The 17,189-nt window shown below is 43.5% G+C and carries 14 protein-coding genes; 6 read left to right on the top strand and 8 right to left on the bottom strand.

Annotated elements, in window-relative coordinates:
- Positions 1-111 precede the first annotated feature (111 nt).
- A complete protein-coding gene (locus ACED41_RS19580) occupies positions 112-984 on the bottom strand; it encodes a curlin (protein ID WP_371725506.1) in 873 nt (290 codons plus the stop codon).
- 83 nt (positions 985-1,067) lie between these two features.
- Positions 1,068-1,679, bottom strand: coding sequence for a hypothetical protein (locus ACED41_RS19575; RefSeq protein ID WP_017064156.1), 612 nt, complete (start codon positions 1,677-1,679; stop codon positions 1,068-1,070).
- A 313-nt stretch (positions 1,680-1,992) separates the two neighbouring features.
- On the opposite strand from ACED41_RS19575, the gene ACED41_RS19570 reads away from it, so the two are divergent.
- The 3 genes from ACED41_RS19570 to ACED41_RS19560 are packed head-to-tail and all read left to right on the top strand — an operon-like array spanning position 1,993 to position 3,743.
- A complete protein-coding gene (locus tag ACED41_RS19570; protein ID WP_017064155.1) occupies positions 1,993-2,469 on the top strand; it encodes a curli production assembly/transport protein CsgE in 477 nt (158 codons plus the stop codon).
- 10 nt (positions 2,470-2,479) lie between these two features.
- Positions 2,480-2,890, top strand: coding sequence for a curli assembly protein CsgF (locus ACED41_RS19565; RefSeq protein WP_017064154.1), 411 nt, complete (start codon positions 2,480-2,482; stop codon positions 2,888-2,890).
- A gap of 16 nt (positions 2,891-2,906) precedes the next feature.
- The gene (locus tag ACED41_RS19560) at positions 2,907-3,743 is read left to right on the top strand and encodes a CsgG/HfaB family protein (RefSeq protein WP_017064153.1); all 837 of its coding nucleotides are present in this window, start codon (positions 2,907-2,909) and stop codon (positions 3,741-3,743) included.
- An 84-nt stretch (positions 3,744-3,827) separates the two neighbouring features.
- Here ACED41_RS19560 and ACED41_RS19555 read toward each other — a convergent pair whose 3' ends face one another.
- Positions 3,828-4,250 carry a hypothetical protein gene (locus ACED41_RS19555; RefSeq protein ID WP_017064152.1) on the bottom strand — a complete coding sequence of 141 codons (423 nt, stop codon included), beginning with the start codon at positions 4,248-4,250 and terminating at the stop codon, positions 3,828-3,830.
- A 131-nt stretch (positions 4,251-4,381) separates the two neighbouring features.
- The gene (locus tag ACED41_RS19550) at positions 4,382-5,260 is read right to left on the bottom strand and encodes a TraB/GumN family protein (protein WP_029235844.1); all 879 of its coding nucleotides are present in this window, start codon (positions 5,258-5,260) and stop codon (positions 4,382-4,384) included.
- 404 nt (positions 5,261-5,664) lie between these two features.
- On the opposite strand from ACED41_RS19550, the gene ACED41_RS19545 reads away from it, so the two are divergent.
- Entirely contained in the window at positions 5,665-8,316 is a 2,652-nt protein-coding gene (locus ACED41_RS19545) for a beta-N-acetylhexosaminidase (protein ID WP_371725505.1), read from the top strand.
- Positions 8,317-8,849: 533 nt separating this feature from the next.
- Positions 8,850-9,542, top strand: coding sequence for an oligogalacturonate-specific porin KdgM family protein (locus tag ACED41_RS19540; protein ID WP_017064150.1), 693 nt, complete (start codon positions 8,850-8,852; stop codon positions 9,540-9,542).
- Between the two features lie 261 nt (positions 9,543-9,803).
- Here the strand turns inward: ACED41_RS19540 and ACED41_RS19535 are convergent, their stop codons facing one another.
- The gene (locus ACED41_RS19535; RefSeq protein ID WP_017064149.1) at positions 9,804-10,244 is read right to left on the bottom strand and encodes a DUF411 domain-containing protein; all 441 of its coding nucleotides are present in this window, start codon (positions 10,242-10,244) and stop codon (positions 9,804-9,806) included.
- Positions 10,234-13,038, bottom strand: a complete 2,805-nt coding sequence (locus ACED41_RS19530; protein ID WP_371725504.1) for a heavy metal translocating P-type ATPase — start codon at positions 13,036-13,038, stop codon at positions 10,234-10,236. Before ACED41_RS19530 ends, ACED41_RS19535 begins: the two co-directional genes overlap by 11 nt.
- 300 nt (positions 13,039-13,338) lie before the next feature.
- Between ACED41_RS19530 and gltX the strand changes: the two genes are divergently transcribed.
- Positions 13,339-14,766: a glutamate--tRNA ligase gene (gene gltX, locus ACED41_RS19525; protein WP_371725503.1), complete on the top strand. Its 1,428-nt coding sequence runs from the start codon at positions 13,339-13,341 to the stop codon at positions 14,764-14,766.
- Positions 14,767-14,891: 125 nt separating this feature from the next.
- On the opposite strand, the gene ACED41_RS19520 is transcribed toward gltX, so the two are convergent.
- Both ACED41_RS19520 and ACED41_RS19515 read right to left on the bottom strand, forming a co-directional pair.
- Complete coding sequence (locus ACED41_RS19520) at positions 14,892-15,431, bottom strand: isochorismatase family cysteine hydrolase (protein ID WP_017060533.1); 540 nt, start codon at positions 15,429-15,431, stop codon at positions 14,892-14,894.
- A gap of 40 nt (positions 15,432-15,471) precedes the next feature.
- Complete coding sequence (locus ACED41_RS19515) at positions 15,472-16,869, bottom strand: FUSC family protein (protein WP_371725501.1); 1,398 nt, start codon at positions 16,867-16,869, stop codon at positions 15,472-15,474.
- Positions 16,870-17,189 lie beyond the last annotated feature (320 nt).

The following is a 17,189-nucleotide window of genomic DNA, read 5'->3' as shown; positions in this document are numbered from 1 at the left end:
TTTTTTATCAGGCACTGTACTGAATTTAAATCAGAAGAAAATCCATTAAAATGGAAAGAAATAAATAAAACGGCGACTAGCGCCGTTTTAATGTATGCACTGACACTCATATTAATTTTGGTAAATAATACCGACATTACCGTAAGCACCATTACCTAATACGACAGCACTATCATGTGATGTTTGTTCAACCGTAAATTGGTTCATATTACTGTTTTGTAATTGAACGACCGCATCAGAATGAGAACCTGTTTGTAGAACGAATACTCTATTATCGTCACTGTTCATTAGATCAATGTCGACATCGTTCCAATCACCACCACCTACGCTATTATTAACAATAGTCTGTACGTAGTTGTCATCACCGCTGATATCAATTGCAGCGTTATTGTAGTCAACGTCACCGTTACTGAATTCTGTATATGTTTGGTTTGAATCGCCATATATAGTCGTTTCGGCTCTGTTGCTGTCTGCTCCTCCAAGAGCTACGGTAACGGAAATGTTGTCATCACCCATTTGTGTTACACGAAGATCGTTAAAGTTACCGTATTGCTCAACTTGAACGCGTGCTTGGTTAGATTGTCCGTTTTGGTCAATTAGAGCATTGTTATACCAGCCTCTAAGTTGAACATGTGCTCCATTTAGGTTACCGCTTTGTTCAACGACTACATCAGATTTGTAACTCGCGTGCGTATCGACCAATGCTGTGTGACCATCTGTTGTGCCTGACGTGTTTTGATTAATAGTTACATTAGCACTGGCACCATTACCCATTTGCCAAAGCGCTGTGTTGTCACTAGCTGAGGGGATCGTTACTCCGCCAGCTGCAGCGGTAAGGGCTGCGTCAATACCAAGATCGGTTGTGCCTTCAATCACTCCAGTTCCAGGAGCTGAAGCTGGATAGGGAGCGGGTAGCGGATCTGCGTGAGCTACATTCAAACTAATGATGGCACCGACTAACATTCCAATTTGTGTAAGTTTCATAAGTTGTATCCTTATACATTTCCATGTCGACGTTGTTGTTGCTTCACAGAGAAGCAACTTGAATCAAGCTTCCATACTGCGCGCTAATTTGCTTGATTGATGTGAATTCTCATCGAGCTAGATGCTTTTACTAAAGCAAAGTCATTGCCGTCTTGAGAAATTCCTAAATTACTTCTTCCAGAACCAACCAAATAAGCAGTATTGCCATTGCCTTTTTGGTCAATGCTCAGCTGACTACTCTGTCTTGAGAAGTTAGCTTGTCCGATAACTGCTAAATTGTTATTCCCGTCTTGGGAAATAAGCGCTTCAGAATTTACTCCGAGTTGCCCAATTGCGGCATCGTTATTTGAACCATTCTGGTCTATTAAGGCGGTATTATTGCGCCCTGTTTGACCAATGTATGCGGAGTTAGAACTTCCGCTTTGCGTTATCTTCGCTCTGTTGTTCGCGGTAATACCAGGACTGCGTTGCTTTATTATTGCTATTGAATCAGTAGCATTAGATATATTTAATTCTGAATAATTATCTAAATCTCCAGAAGAGAAGCTTTCTAAATAATTATAATCATTGACTATATCTTGATTAACATTATGTAAAAAATCCCCTTCTATATCTGACGCGATAGCATTATTAAAACCTCCTGATAAAAAATATAAACAAGTTAAGCTGATAAGTGATGCTTTCCCAATTACCATCATCTTTACCTTAAAGTGTTCGTGATTATGATCCCTACGAAAATAAACTGCGTAGGGAATGAGTGAACCTTTGTGTTATCGAAATCCTAGGCCTTGAATTTACGAACAGCTATAAACTTAAAGTTGAAAATATTTAGTTGTTCATATGAAATTTAATTAGTATTTGACCGAATCCTACCAACCTTAGTTAATCAATTCCCTTCAGTAATTAATTCGAAAGTTTATATATGCCACTGTAAGCATGAATTACGCTTTATTCAGTTTCAACGAATCACATTCTCATTTTGTAAATAGACTTTGAATGGGAGCACATATGAAAATCAAGCTGCTTACAATAACTCTGCTTTCCTTTGCTCTTCATGCAGAAGAAAAGAGTCATGGTCTTGAAAATGCTGCTCCTTTAGAAAATGGACAAAAACTTGAGGACTCGACAAATAATCTTAAGGAAAAATTCAATGACTTCAGTGAAGTCGATGGAATCATTGTGGACAGAACCATTACGCGGTTGGGAGAGGATTTCTATTTTTTCTTCTCGCAATCGCTCAATGATAGTTATCCCGACCTTAAGGAAAATTTGACGGTAAAAGAAAGGCCAACGGCGTTATCAGGAAGCATCATAGAGGTTCAACACTCTAGAAAACCGATCTTCCGTACGGCGTTGTCCCCTGGTCGTAGACAAGCGAAAGAACGCGCTGCCGATGCAACACGAGTGGTTGGGAATTACATCATCCGATGGCAAGCGGAACGGATCTTTCAGGACACTTACGATCTAGACCATGATGAATTTTAAGGAGCCAAGGATGTCGATATTTTTCAGAAAGGCCGCGCTCATTGCGCTGATAGTTTCGCCTTCGGTTTACTCAAGCGAATTAGTTTATACGCCCGTAAATCCAAGTTTTGGCGGAAACGCTTTAAACAGTTCTCACCTTTTTAATCACGCTAATGCTATCAATGATTATGAAGACCCAAGTGCAAGGGATATCTTTGATGAGCAAGAATCAGCCTTAGATCGTTTAGCGTCTAGTTTAGAGTCTCGTTTGATAAGCCAGTTGCTTGCTGACGTGGGTAACGGAAATACAGGGCAGTTAGAAACAGATGACTTTTTCCTCAATATTGTTGACGACTCCGGGACCTTACTCGTTCAAATCGTCGATAAAGCGACAGGGGAATCAACAGAAATCAGTGTTTCGGGACTAAACCCAGACCTCTAATCACAAGGATTGTGTTATGAAATCGATCATTATCGTCTTCTTGACCTTTGTGTTGGGAGGGTGCACTTACTCTATGCAAATTCCAGAGACTTCTGAAACGCCAAAACTGATGCCGAGAGGATCGACTTATACCGATCTCATCTCATTACCTCAGCCTCGCGGCAAAATATTGGTCTCAGTGTATGACTTTAGAGATCAAACAGGCCAATACAAGCCTCAGCCAAACAGTAACTTTTCCACAGCAGTGCCACAGGGTGGGACGTCTTTATTGACGACAGCACTTATCGACTCTCAGTGGTTTGTACCTCTGGAGCGTGAAGGGCTCCAAAACTTATTGACTGAACGTAAGATCATTCGAGCGGCTCAGAAAAAAGATAAGGTCGTAAATAATCATGGGGCAGACTTGTCGTCTTTGAGTTCCGCTAACATCGTCATCGAAGGCGGGATTGTGGCTTATGACTCGAATATCGTGACAGGCGGTGCGGGTGCTAAGTATCTTGGGATCGGTGGTTCTGGACAATATAGAACGGATCAAGTCACTGTGAATTTAAGAGCGGTTGACGTTAGAACCGGGCAAGTTCTATTGAGTGTCACCACCACTAAAACTATCTCTTCACACGAGATTGGGTTCGGCGCATTTCGATTTGTTGATTACAAAGAACTGTTGGAAGTAGAGATGGGCTATAGCCAAAATGAACCGGTCAATATTGCTGTGATGTCTGCTATTGATGCCGCGGTGATTCATTTGATTGTGAAAGGAATGAAGCGTGGAATGTGGTCGCCGAGCGATCCGAATGCATTAGAAAATCCGATTATCGCACGTTATTCCGAAGCGAGTACAGACATACTTTAAGCTCCCGAGTAAGCAGCAAAATAGGGCTATGCGGAAAACGGACCTTTCCCTTAGCCCTGTTTTTTTCTTCAAGCAACTCAATGATCAATTCACATCGCACGTAATATCTTTTATCGGTGTTTCCGAGGTAACAAAACAAACATACGCTTCCGCTGGCTTATTCGGGCCTATTCGAATGTAACCTGCCTTTATTTCATCTTCATCAAACGTCACCGAGTGAGAACTTCCCGTTTGGTTGTCGTAAAAGTTTGCTTCAAAATTACCATTCATTTGGCTTGCGATACGGTTTCGTGTTGTAGATGTTGTGAACGTAATATTGGCGCAGCGCATCGGTGGTTTCTCTGTAATGAGAAATTGCCCACTTTCTTTATCTATCACGCCCCCCTTTGTATCTGGCTGAATGTCGATAGCTTGAAATTGTTCTACCGTACAAGTTTCTTTGGCAGACGCTGCCGTGGGCATCAGCATCGTGAGGGCTAAAGGGAAAGCAAAAAGTACTGGTTTCATTAGAACAACGCCATAGGTAAAAAGAGCGAAAGATAATAGCACTGCAATGGTGCTATTAAATGTAAAGATTCTGTTATTAAGGAAATGCTTTTATAACGAAAACAAAATGAGGTTGAGCATCGTTAGCTTTTTTAGCTAGTCTCAAATTGACATTGGGCTGATTGGCTTTGTGATTGCTGAATGACACTGAAGCCTTTCTTTTCTAATAACTGTATAAGGTTACCTTCTCCAATTAGGTGCAAGGTACCAACTACTATCATGTAGTTCCCTTTAGTCTTAAGCTTCCAATCATTGGAGGATAGTTTGTTTGCCCAGTCTATGTTGCGATCGGTTAAGAATGCTTTCTCAAGTTCAGGCGACATCTCTGACAGTTCTGAGAAGGCTTCCAGCTTCGCTAAATCACCCGCTTTCCAGCTTTCAATCAGGCAATGAACCACGCGATCAGTTTGGTCAAATTCTTCAAGGCTACTGACTAACCACTCTTTACCGTCGTCCTTTTGTTTTGTCATTAGGTCTATTTGGAATTGCAGAGGCTCCAAACTGATAACCGGAACATCTTGGGTAGTCGCTTTGTTCGCTAGCGTCGCATCAACGCCGCTGGCGGAGCCATAACCAAGGTTTTTTAACTGCTGCATTTGTATGGAGAGAGAAGTTGCCCAAGGCGGTGAACTAAGCAGCTGTTGCGTCGGCATGCCCAATGATTTTGAGATGTCGGTTAATAATTGCAGCTGTTGTTCATTGAGTACATCGGCAGTTGTGAGTTTGTTGCGGGGATATACAACGCCATCAGACTTTCTGATATCCGTTTCGATAATTAAGCCATCACTGTTTTTTAGCGCGTCGGTGATCGCCGAAGGAAGGGGGTACATACTCTCGTCTCCAACGTGCACTGAACCTAAGATAGTGAGTGTCAGATCATCCTTTTGTGCTTGCCAATAAAGGGGCTCGGCGACCGCTTGCCTAGCTGAAAAAGCGAGAACGAATAAAACCATGTACCAGAGTGGACGCAAAGGGAGCTCCTTAAGGAAGTATTAAACTCGTTAAAATCGATTTTGACGGTGTTTTTTAACGGTTTTTTTTGAGAACAATGTCACGTTGTTTGTACGAAAAGTATAACAATACGCTGAAACTCTAAATCCTTTCTGACTACCAATGACACGATTTTATGAAATCGGTAAAAAAGATTGTGATTCATTTCTCAAATTTTACGTCAAAATTAAAATGACGGAAGTGCCGTTGCTTGTAACTTGATGATTTTATTTAAATTAAATTTATCAATATTTTTGAGATTTGAAGCCGATCACTTTATTAGCTCGATTTAATTCACGGTAAAAAATAAGCCCATATAGTTTATCTAACTTTCGAAGCGCTCCATTTTGCTTCTTACTCAATTTTTAATTTATGGGTGAATACGATGTTGAAGAGAAACTTACTATCTGTAGCGGTATTGGCTGGCCTAACAGGTTGTGCAGTAACGCAAGCACCAGAACAAAAAGTAGTGAATGCACTGGCTGATAATCTTGATGTTCAGTACGAAATTCTAACTAATCATGGTGCGAATGAAGGCTTGGCTTGTCAGGACCTAGGTGCTGAATGGGCGTCATGTAATAAAGTGAACATGACGCTAACCAATGACGGTGAAGCGATTGACTTTAAAGATTGGAGCATCTACTTCCACAGTATTCGTCTTATTTTAGATGTTGATAATGAGCAATTTAAGATCACTCGCGTTACTGGTGACCTTCACAAGCTAGAACCTACTGAAAAATTTGACGGCTTTGCGGCTGGTGAAGAAGTGATTCTTCCATTAACCAGTGAATACTGGCAACTGTTTGAAACTGACTTTATGCCAGGTGCATTCGTGACGGCGCCAAACGCAGAACCTAAGATGATTGCATCATTGAATACAGAAGATGTTGCATCGTTCGTAACTGGTCTAGAGGGTAATAACCTTAAGCGTACGCCTGATGATAATAACGTAATGGCGACAGCGGTGACGCGTTTTGAAAAGAATGCTGATCTAGCAACGCAAGATGTATCAACTACTTTACTACCAACGCCAATGTCGGTAGAAGCCGGTGAAGGTTCAGTTAGCATTGCTGGTGGTATTGCCCTACCTAAAGACGCATTCGACGCTGAGCAATTCGCAGCAATTGAAGAACGTGCAGATGTGGTAAACGTAGATGTGAGTGGCGACCTACCTGTGAGTGTCGCTGTTGTTCCTACTCAGTTTACGGGTGATTTAGCGAAATCTGGCGCTTATGAACTAAGCATCTCGGAAGAGGGGATTGCAATTAAAGCGTTTGATAAAACGGGTGCTTTCTACGCAGTTCAGTCTATTTTTGGCCTAATAGATAGTCAGAACGCTGAATCATTACCACAACTGTCAATTAAAGATGCGCCGCGCTTTGATTATCGTGGTGTGATGGTGGACGTTGCTCGAAACTTCCACTCAAAAGATGCCATCCTAGCAACGCTAGATCAAATGGCGGCATACAAGATGAATAAACTGCACCTTCACCTAACGGATGATGAAGGTTGGCGTTTAGAAATTCCAGGTTTACCAGAGCTAACGGATGTAGGGTCTAATCGTTGTTTTGATTTGGATGAACAAAGCTGCTTACTGCCTCAGCTAGGTTCTGGTCCAACAACAGACAACTTTGGCTCTGGTTTCTTTAGTAAAGCGGATTACGTCGAGATCCTAAGCTACGCTAAAGCGCGCAGCATCGAAGTTATCCCTGAAATTGATATGCCAGCACACGCTCGTTCAGCTGTGGTATCAATGGAAGCGCGTTACACTCGTCTCATGGCGGAAGGCAAAGAAGCAGAAGCGAACGAATACCGCTTGATGGATCCGCAAGATACATCGAATGTAACCACGGTTCAGTTCTACGATAAGCAAAGCTTCATTAACCCATGTATGGAGTCATCAACTCACTTCGTCGATAAAGTAATCTCTGAAGTGGCGGCAATGCACCAAGAAGCGGGCGTACCGCTAACGACTTGGCACTTCGGCGGCGATGAAGCGAAAAACATCAAGTTAGGCGCAGGCTTACAAGATATTAATGCAGAAGATAAAGTGGCTTGGAAAGGCAACATCGATTTGTCTAAGCAAGATAAGCCGTTCCAACAATCACCACAATGTCAGTCATTGATCGCTGATGGTACTGTAAGCGATTTCGGTCATCTACCAAGCCACTTCGCAGAACAGGTTTCTAAGATTGTTGCTGAGAAGGGTATTCCCCACTTCCAAGCATGGCAAGATGGTCTGAAATACAGCGAAGGCGAGGAAGCATTTGCGACCGAAAGTACACGCGTGAACTTCTGGGACGTTCTTTACTGGGGCGGAACTTCATCAGTATACGATTGGTCAGCAAAAGGGTATGACGTGATTGTCTCTAACCCAGACTACGTATACATGGATATGCCATACGAAGTTGATGCAGCTGAGCGTGGTTACTACTGGGCAACACGTGCAACCGATACTCGTAAGATGTTTGGCTTCGCACCAGAAAACATGCCACAAAACGCAGAAACATCATTAGACCGTGATGGCAATGGTTTTACTGGTAAAGGTGAGGTTGAAGCGAAACCTTTCTACGGTCTGTCAGCTCAACTTTGGTCAGAAACAGTACGTACTGACGAGCAATATGAATACATGGTGTTCCCTCGCGTATTGGCAGCAGCAGAGCGCGCATGGCACCGAGCAGATTGGGAAAACGACTACAAGGTTGGTGTTGAATACTCTCAAGAAACTAACTTAGTGAATAAGCAAGCGTTGAACAGCGACTTTAATCGCTTCGCGAATATTCTTGGTCAACGTGAGCTAGCTAAGCTAGAAAAAGCGGGTATTGATTACCGACTACCAGTTCCAGGTGCGAAGGTTGTTGACGGTAAGCTAGCGATGAACGTTCAATTCCCAGGTGTAGAGCTGCAATACTCTGCTGATGGCGAAAACTGGCTAACATACGATGAGCAACAACGTCCATCAGTTTCTGGTGAGACTTACATCCGCTCTATTTCAGAAAGTGGTGAGAAAGTAAGTCGAGTGACCTCAGTTAAATAATCGATAAGCACTATTAGTAGAAGAGCTCCTGACCTTTATCTTATTCAAGATAAAACGGGAGCTCTTTTTGTTTACTGCGAATTAGGTGCATATCCAAAACTGAAACATATAGAAATCGCCTTTGGTCATATCATCAACAATGCACATAAGGTGACTTTAATCCCAAAAGTGACGCGCTTCTCATTATTCTCTTCAAAAAATAAGCCCCCTGTAAAAAACTCTAAATCAGATGTGATTCAACTATCTAGATCTAATTTTTCTTCGTGAAATAACGTGATCCCGATCTGTATATTTTTCCATCTTAAGTTTTTTATCAATTTTTATGTTTTTAAGTTGTTGATTTTAAAGTTTTAAATAACTTGTCTTTTTTTGATAGTGAGAGGGATCACTCTGCTGTCCCTTTTATTTTTAAACGCAAATTAATTCGAGCAACATAGATTTCATGCCAGGGAGGCTACCAACTACTCAAGCGGTGAAGGTGAATGATGTACCGAAGATGTGCCGCTGAAAAAATTAAACTAAGGCAGTTTACTATGAAAAAAATTATCGCTCTAAGTGCTCTTTCTCTTGCTTTCGCTTCTAGTGCTTTTGCTGGTTCTTCTTACGTAACGGGTAACATCCAAATTCATGACGATGGCCGTATCCACGGTTCTGACATGACTTCTACGCTAGAAGCTGGTCACACGTTTGACAACTCTCTAGGCGGCTTCACGGTTTATTCTGAGTTTGATGGTATCCAACTGGGCAAACTTGAATCTGAAAATGGCGGTGCAGGTAATACTACTCCAGGCATCACTGTAGGTGGTGAGCAATCTTTCAACATCACTGACAACCTATGGGTTGCTGCGGGTTACCAACACCTATTCTCTGCAGGCGAAAGCATTCAGTTCCGTCCACTAGTTAAGATCGGTTACAACTTCGACAACGGCATCTCTATTAGTAACCGTACTCGTGCACACATCGATGATACTTCAGCTAATGCTGACACAGACTACCGCATGGATAACCGCATTGCTTACACAGTGAATGCTGACCTAGCGCTTAGCTACAACAACGTATACATGATTGATGCTGAAGCGATGGACCACGAGTTACGTGCAACATGGACTCGTCAAGGTGTTCAACCTTACTTTGAATTCCGTAGCCAAGCTAACGGTGTAGATTTCGCAAACGGCGATTCTAAGCAGAACAACGCATTCGTATTCGGTGCTTCTTACGGCTTCTAAGCTGATTCGCTTGGTTGCTTAGTCTATTAGATTATTAGCCGAGTGAGCTTCTTCGCTAAATATCTTTTTGCTAAATAGCTTGCTAGCTAATTAGCGAGGGGAACATAGCGGTACTAACAGCCCGGTTGGTGCCGCGACAAGATTTGCTTTACTGTCCAAAAGCAAAGAGCCTAGCAAGTAAACCACAGTCTTGGGTTTACTGAATGCTAGGCTCTATTTTTATGACTTCTTTTTATTGCTGTGTGTTGGTCTGTTTAGGTTCTATTTCCCGTTGTAGTGACGGTATTCAAACACCTGACCTTTTTCATTAAACGCATACACAGAATACTCGTCTTTCTTATCGCCATATTCCATGCCTGGCGAACCCATTGGCATACCCGGAACCGCTAAACCAATCGCATTACGTGGTGGGTTTTCTAGAAAGGCTTTAATGTCATCTGCTGGAATGTGTCCTTCAAATACGTATCCGTCGATCTCTGCAGTGTGGCAAGAGGCTAGCTCTTGTGTTATCCCTAGTTTCTGCTTGATTGGGTTCATATCATCGTGGAGCTTCTCAGTAACATCGAACCCAGCATCTCGCATATGTTCTGTCCATTCTGTGCAGCAGCCGCAGTATGGAGATTTGTGGTTTAGAACATCAGTAGCTAAAGCTTGTCCTGAGATTGCAGCGAGTGCAGTAAGAGTCATAATTTTACGAATCATGGTTAACCTCATGAATATGGTTTTTGTTGATATTAGAATGAGTGGGTTTGAACAGTCTTAATCTGTTGGCATTGCTGACTACGGTGATTGATGACATCGCCATCGCAGCGCCTGCAACGACAGGGCTAAGTAAAAATCCAAAGAATGGGTAGAGCACACCAGCCGCAATTGGAATACCAAGTGAATTATAGATAAAGGCACCAAACAGGTTTTGCTTCATGTTTCTCACGGTCGCTTGGGAAAGCTCAATCGCGTTACTGACAGATAATGGCGACGAGTTGAGTAGTGTCATTTGCGCACTTTCAATCGCCACATCGCTGCCGCTACCCATTGCTATGCCTATATCTGCTTGAGCAAGTGCAGGCGCGTCGTTAATACCGTCTCCGACCATGGCAACACTCTTATATTGCTGTTGCAGCTGAACAATGTGTTGAGCTTTCTGCTCTGGAAGCACTTCTGAAATCACTTCGTCGATACCGACGTTTTTACCTATCGCTTGAGCTACAGAGTCGTTGTCGCCCGTTAATAGCACAGTGTGAATTCCGGCGGATTTTAGTTGAGCTATCGCCTGTTTGCTATCTATTTTTAATGCGTCTGAAATGCCTAATATGCCTACCAGTTTTTGGTCAATCGCAATGAAAATAGGCGTCCACGCTTGCGAGCGGCAAAGCTCGATGAAATCCGCGCCAACCTCTGTATTGATACCTAATTGGGTGAGGTACTTAAGCGAGCCAACTTGCACTTTCTTGCCGTTAATTGTTGCTTGAACCCCAAGCCCTCGTTGGTTTTCAAATTCGCTGTGTGGGAGTACTGAAACTTCCAAGCTCTCTGCATATTGGCAAACGGCTTTGGCAAGTGGGTGCTCAGATCCTACTTCTACTGAATAAGCACAAGCCAGTAATTCTTGTTCTGATAAATCGCCATAAAAGGCTTGCTGAACGGTTGGCTTACCTTGGGTTAGGGTGCCCGTTTTATCAAACACGACAGCATCAATTTTGCTTGCAGATTGCAACACATCGGCATCTTTGATCAGAACGCCAAACTCAGCGGCTTTGCCAACGCCGACAGTAATTGAAAGTGGTGTCGCAAGGCCTAAGGCACATGGACAAGCGATGATCAGCACTGTGGTTGATACCACTAACATGTAACTGGCGCTTGGTTGTGGGCCAACAAAAAACCAAACTAAGGCGGCAGCAACTGCGATTGCGACCACAACCGGAACAAAAACGGCTGAGATAGAATCGGCAAGCTTGGCGATTGCTGGTTTACTGCTTTGCGCTTGGCGAACCATTTGAATGATGCGTGCCAACATAGTGCTTGAGCCAATTCCTGTCGCTTCAATAACTAAGCTGCCATCACCATTGATAGTGCCCGCTGAAACGCCATCACTCATCGATTTAACGTTGGGAAGTGGTTCACCGGTCAACATGGATTCATCGATATAAGACTCACCCGATACCACAACACCATCAACTGGCACTTTCTCACCCGGTTTGACGCGTACTTGCATGCCTACTTGGATAGCTTCTACAGCAATAGTTTGTTCTTTGCCATCGACAATCACCACCGCTTTTTGAGGTTGTAGGTTAATCAAAGCTTGTAGTGATTTTGTGGTGCGAGCTTTGGCTTTGGCTTCAATGTAGTGGCCCAAAGAAATTAGACCAACGATCATCGCACTCGCCTCAAAGTAGACATGGCGAGAGGCCTCAGGGAACCATGACGGAATCAACACAACTAGCATGGAGTAGAACCATGCTGCGCCTGTACCCAAAGCTACTAGCGTGTCCATGGTCGCGCGTTTATGCATCAAGGATTGCCAAGCATTGGTGAAGAAGCTGCGTCCAGAAGTGGCTAAGAACACTAAACAAACCACACCAATGAATCCCCAAGCCAGTTGATCGTTAAATGTGGCAATGGTCATGCTGCCACCGAACACACCCCACGCCATCAGCGGAGCACCGATAAGCAGCGCGCTTACCGAATTTTTTAGGAAAGCTTTTTGGGTACGAAGTTGTTGTTCTTGCTGTTTTTGTTGTTGAGTCGCCGCGTCATCAACGAACTCTGCACCATAACCTGCGGTTTTTACGGATTCTATTAGCGCGCTTTCGATGACGTCTCGTGTTTTAGAGGTGAAAACTAAGGCTGTCTGTTCTGCGAGATTGATCTGAGCTTGGTCGATGAACTCATTCTTTTTCAGTGCTTTCTCTACCGAAGAAACACAACTCGCACACGTCATTCCCTCAAGAACAAGGTGATAGGTATATTGGCTAGCTGCGGTTTTATCTTCACTCTTTTTATCTGCTTGTTCGTCTTCTAAATCTGAACTCGATGAAAGGTCATTCGTTTCTGAGTAGGGAGCTGCGTGGTAACCCAGGCTTTCGACCAGCTTAATCACCTCAGACTCAGAAAGCAGAGTAACCAGTGATAATTCCTGTTTGCTGACTTCTAGGTTTAAGGCTTGCTCAGTTTGTTCAAGCGCTTTAGTCAGTTTGCTCACACACTTGCCGCAACTCAGACCGGATAGCGAAAGGTGCAGCTGATTACCCATAGAATAGCCAAGCGTTGCTAACTGTTCGTTGAGCTGAATGTAACTAAATGGAGTCGAAATATCGATGTAGGTCGGCGATATGTCATTAATCATCGTGCTGTCGAGATCGCTAAACAGTGTGCGAACTTTCTTCGCGCAACCCATGCAATTTAGGCCGTTGAGCGCCGTTGTGTAGTAGTTCATATCGATACTCCAATTCTCATCTACGCCTAACATAAACCTTCCCGTAAGGGTAAGGTCAAACATAAATTCAAGAATTTGATCTTGGTGGAGTGCTAGCTGGTGGTTTCAGTTTGGAATGGAAGAGGGAAATTAAGAATGTGCGGCTATAATCTACTTGCTAAGACTATCTATTTACGACTTTAAGGGCGTAATTGGCCTTTCAATAACGGCTTTCGTACAACAACAGCGCATTAATCATTCACTACTGATTGTAGATTTAAGCGGTGGTGATAAAATAGCGCCCAAAATTTAGTGATGTTTGACTATTGCAGGCCTTGTAATGGCGAGCACTAAAAGAATCACCTACATAATCAAGGTATTTAAATGACGGTTAAAACTCGTTTTGCTCCTAGCCCAACTGGCTATCTTCACGTTGGTGGTGCACGTACTGCACTTTACTCTTGGCTATTCGCTAAAAACCAAGGCGGTGAATTCGTTCTACGTATCGAAGACACAGACCTTGAGCGTAACTCTCAAGAAGCGGTTGATGCAATTCTAGAAGGCATGCAATGGATGGGTATGGAATGGGACGAAGGTCCTTACTACCAATCTAAGCGTTTTGACCGTTACAACGAAATGGTTGATAAGCTACTTGCTGAAGACAAAGCATTCAAATGCTACGCGTCTAAAGAGCTGCTTGATGAAATTCGTGCAGAGCAAGAAGAAAACAAAGAGATGGCTCGCTACGATGCTAACCACCCTAAAATTGTTGCAGCAAACGAAGCAGCAAAAGAAGGCGATGCGTGCGTTATCCGTTTCCGTAACCCTAAAGAAGGCAGCGTAGTATTTGATGACCAAATCCGTGGTCGCATTGAAATCGCAAACAGCCAACTTGATGACCTGATCATTCGTCGTACAGACGGTGCACCAACTTACAACTTCGTAGTAGTAGTGGATGACTGGGACATGGGTATCACACACGTTGTTCGTGGTGAAGACCACATCAACAACACACCTCGTCAAATCAACATCTATGAAGCACTAGGCGCGCCAGTTCCAACTTTCGCTCACTGTGCAATGATTCTTGGTGATGACGGTGCGAAACTTTCTAAGCGTCACGGTGCTGTTTCTGTAATGCAATACCGCGACGAAGGTTACCTACCAAATGCACTAAACAACTACCTAGTTCGTTTAGGCTGGTCTCACGGTGACCAAGAGATCTTCTCTCAAGAAGAGATGATTGAATTCTTCAGCCTGAAGGCTATCAGCAAGTCTGCTTCTGCATTCAACACTGATAAGCTACTTTGGTTGAACAACCACTACATCAAGACTTCTGAGCCTGAGTACGTTGCAAAATACCTGCAATGGCACCTAGACGCACAGGAGATCGATACAACAAACGGTCCAGCTATCACTGAAGTGATCAAGCTAGTTGGCGAGCGTTGTAACACGCTTATCGAACTTGCTGAGCAATCTCGTTACTTCTACGAAGATTTCTCTGAGTTTGAAGCTGGCGCAGCGAAGAAGCACCTACGTGGTGTTGCTAAAGGCCCACTAGAGCTTGCGCTTGCTAAGGTTGAAGCGCTTGAAGATTTCACGACTGCAAACATCAAAGACGGTGTTATCGCAGCAGTATGTGAAGAGCTAGAGATCGGCATGGGTAAAATCGGTATGCCACTTCGCGTAGCAGTAACAGGCGGCGGTCAGTCTCCTTCTGTTGATGCAGTGATGGAGCTTGTTGGTAAAGAGCGCGTAATCGCTCGCATCAAGATGGCTCTTGAGTTCATTGCTGAGCGTGAAGCTAACGCTTAATCCTATTTCTCTTGTTTGAGATAGAATGTACTTGAGATAGAACGATCATCAGCCGACAGCTTAATTCGCTGTCGGCTTTTTATTGTTTAATGAAAATACGGTCAACGTATTTTAGGACGAGACAGTTATAGCAAGTCTTGAGCTTTTGCTAAAACACTGAGTTTTGGGAATATATTTTGGCAGCTGTGCTGGTGGTTCATCGGGTTCATATCTGCAATCGCATCTTCGACAATCACCACGTTATAACCCAGTTCAAATGCTTGTCTAGCCGTTGATTCGACCCCAATACTTGTTGCTACCCCGGTCAGATAAATATCCGTAATACCTTGCTCACAAAGCTGCTTCTGCAAATCTGTGTTGGTAAATGCACCCCAGGAATATTTGGTTAGATAGCGATAATTAGGGTTTAGGCGCAGGCTTTCGATGACCTCTCCCCATACGATCTTTGATGCGTCAGGCTGAGCCGCTTTATTTTGCAGTTCCGTTCGGCCTTGTGGACGACCGGCTACATTAACAATAATTACGGGTAAATCAGCATCATCAAATGCATCGCAGAGAGCAAGGCTGTTCTCTATGATCGGTCGGGACACGGTTTCCGGTAATTGATCAACGATACCTTGTTGCAGGTCGATAACGACAAGCGCAGAGCATTTACTCATTTTCATTACTTTATGCCTTAGTGGTCTTTGTGTGAGGTTATAGTGGTTAACTTTTACGGTGTATTAAGCGGGTGTAAAAGCGGATGAAAGCCAGTGCAACCATCATATAAATGAGTAGGTTCAAAGGGGTAGTGACGTCATAAACAGGCACAAGTTGCGTTGCGCTCATGGTAATCATTACTAATAGGTTGCCCCCGAGAACTCGATAGACCATCCACTGATTACCAGCGAACAGGCGATACACCGTAAAGACATTAACAAAGTAAAATGCCATTAATTGCCATACTTCGGTCATCGAAGGTAACAGCAGAACATACTGAATGAGGAACAGTGACCCAAAGGCTAAGTAGCCAATGGTCCAGTGCTTTATCATTTGCCTAGGCATGTTGCTTAATATCAAGGCGCAAATGGCACTGTTAATGATGAACAGACTTCCCGATGATATTGGTAGATATATCCAGACTAGAATTGCTGAGATGAAGCTCATTGTGCCGACTAACGTATTGCTTAATCGTTGCTGGCTGTTGTCAAGTAATCGGGTAAATAAGCGCTTTTTCTTAAAGTTACCCTGGTAGAATTGTTTGACTGTCTCTGGAAAAGGGGGCTTGTAATCGACATTAACCGATGATGCTTCAATAAAAGCCATAGCCTGGTTAAGTATCGAAAAATCATTGTGATCAACCCCTTGATCATGGGCGTTTTGCAGTAACTGTTTGGCAACCCAGATTGCTTGAGTTTGCTGTTGATGCTTCCACTGCTTTCTGGCAGGCATACGGCCATGCAAATCGGGCAGGCGCATCAGATCGTTCAGCGCTTTGAAGGTCGGGCTTTCAATATTTAACTCGCAGCTCGTGTGTAACTGGAAACGCTGCGCTGAGTCATTGTAAGCGAGTGAATGAATGAGGGGAGACATCGCCTCTAAAACAACACTGACTTCGTTGTTAAAGCGTGTGTCATCATCCTCAGGCCAAACCACGCTATAGATGGTCGTATAGACCACGAAGCCAAGCAGGGTTTCTTGCAGCCTTAGTACCGCAATATTAAATGTAGCTACACCATCAAAGCTGCCAGATATCGCCAGCAGGATGCAGACAATAAATGCCGTAATGTAAGCATAGCCGATGACCGGATCGGAACCCATGTATATACAAATTGCGAGTAACAGTGCGATGTTTGCTAAAAAATAATATCGATCTTGCCCAAAAACAGCGATTAACCAAAGCCCGACAAACGCGCCACAAAGCGTCCCCAACAATCTGAGAATGCCTTTTTTCTTGCCAGCAGTAATAGTATCAGTGATGGCCAATATATTGACCACGATAGCCGCCCAGTAAGGCTTCTCAAGGTTAAAATACAACGCAAGGTAGATAGCTAAACAAAATGCTAGGGCAACCTTTATGGCATTCTTGGCTGGAGTGCTCAGTGACTTTATAATGAGTAGCATAGTGGGGTTTAGCGGCAGAGGGATCGAATACGAGGATATTGCCTGATCTTTTGGTCAGCCTAAACTCTAGTTTGAAGGCCTTGATCCATCAAATATAGCAACTCTATTGCATCGTTTAACATTCAGGGGAAGGGGGGCGATCAGTCACTCTACTTATACGATATTGTTCGATGCTGATAATGATCGATAGATCTTCTAATAGTTAATAGCGATAGAACATCAGGTTTATCGTTCTTCTAAGCTGGCTAGTTGTTCCGATTATTTTAGGTTCATCGCGGCTTTCCGGGGAAAGCCGCTTTTATCTTCAAGAAGAAGTAGTC

This window comes from Vibrio sp. 1F255 (genome assembly GCF_041439145.1).
Classification (GTDB): domain Bacteria; phylum Pseudomonadota; class Gammaproteobacteria; order Enterobacterales; family Vibrionaceae; genus Vibrio; species Vibrio crassostreae_C.
The sequence above is the reverse complement of the archived record's forward strand: the minus strand, read 5'-3'. Positions and strand labels throughout refer to the sequence as shown.

Excerpts from the sequence above, each read along its gene's own strand:
- ACED41_RS19555 (WP_017064152.1), bottom strand. The coding sequence starts at position 4,250 with ATGAAACCAGTACTTTTTGCTTTCCCTTTAGCCCTCACGATGCTGATG.
- gltX (WP_371725503.1), top strand. The coding sequence starts at position 13,339 with ATGACGGTTAAAACTCGTTTTGCTCCTAGCCCAACTGGCTATCTTCAC.
- ACED41_RS19565 (WP_017064154.1), top strand. The coding sequence starts at position 2,480 with ATGTCGATATTTTTCAGAAAGGCCGCGCTCATTGCGCTGATAGTTTCG.
- ACED41_RS19580 (WP_371725506.1), bottom strand. The coding sequence starts at position 984 with ATGAAACTTACACAAATTGGAATGTTAGTCGGTGCCATCATTAGTTTG.
- ACED41_RS19515 (WP_371725501.1), bottom strand. The coding sequence starts at position 16,869 with ATGCTACTCATTATAAAGTCACTGAGCACTCCAGCCAAGAATGCCATA.
- ACED41_RS19540 (WP_017064150.1), top strand. The coding sequence starts at position 8,850 with ATGAAAAAAATTATCGCTCTAAGTGCTCTTTCTCTTGCTTTCGCTTCT.
- ACED41_RS19530 (WP_371725504.1), bottom strand. The coding sequence starts at position 13,038 with ATGTTTGACCTTACCCTTACGGGAAGGTTTATGTTAGGCGTAGATGAG.
- ACED41_RS19560 (WP_017064153.1), top strand. The coding sequence starts at position 2,907 with ATGAAATCGATCATTATCGTCTTCTTGACCTTTGTGTTGGGAGGGTGC.
- ACED41_RS19520 (WP_017060533.1), bottom strand. The coding sequence starts at position 15,431 with ATGAAAATGAGTAAATGCTCTGCGCTTGTCGTTATCGACCTGCAACAA.
- ACED41_RS19535 (WP_017064149.1), bottom strand. The coding sequence starts at position 10,244 with ATGATTCGTAAAATTATGACTCTTACTGCACTCGCTGCAATCTCAGGA.
- ACED41_RS19545 (WP_371725505.1), top strand. The coding sequence starts at position 5,665 with ATGTTGAAGAGAAACTTACTATCTGTAGCGGTATTGGCTGGCCTAACA.
- ACED41_RS19570 (WP_017064155.1), top strand. The coding sequence starts at position 1,993 with ATGAAAATCAAGCTGCTTACAATAACTCTGCTTTCCTTTGCTCTTCAT.
- ACED41_RS19575 (WP_017064156.1), bottom strand. The coding sequence starts at position 1,679 with ATGGTAATTGGGAAAGCATCACTTATCAGCTTAACTTGTTTATATTTT.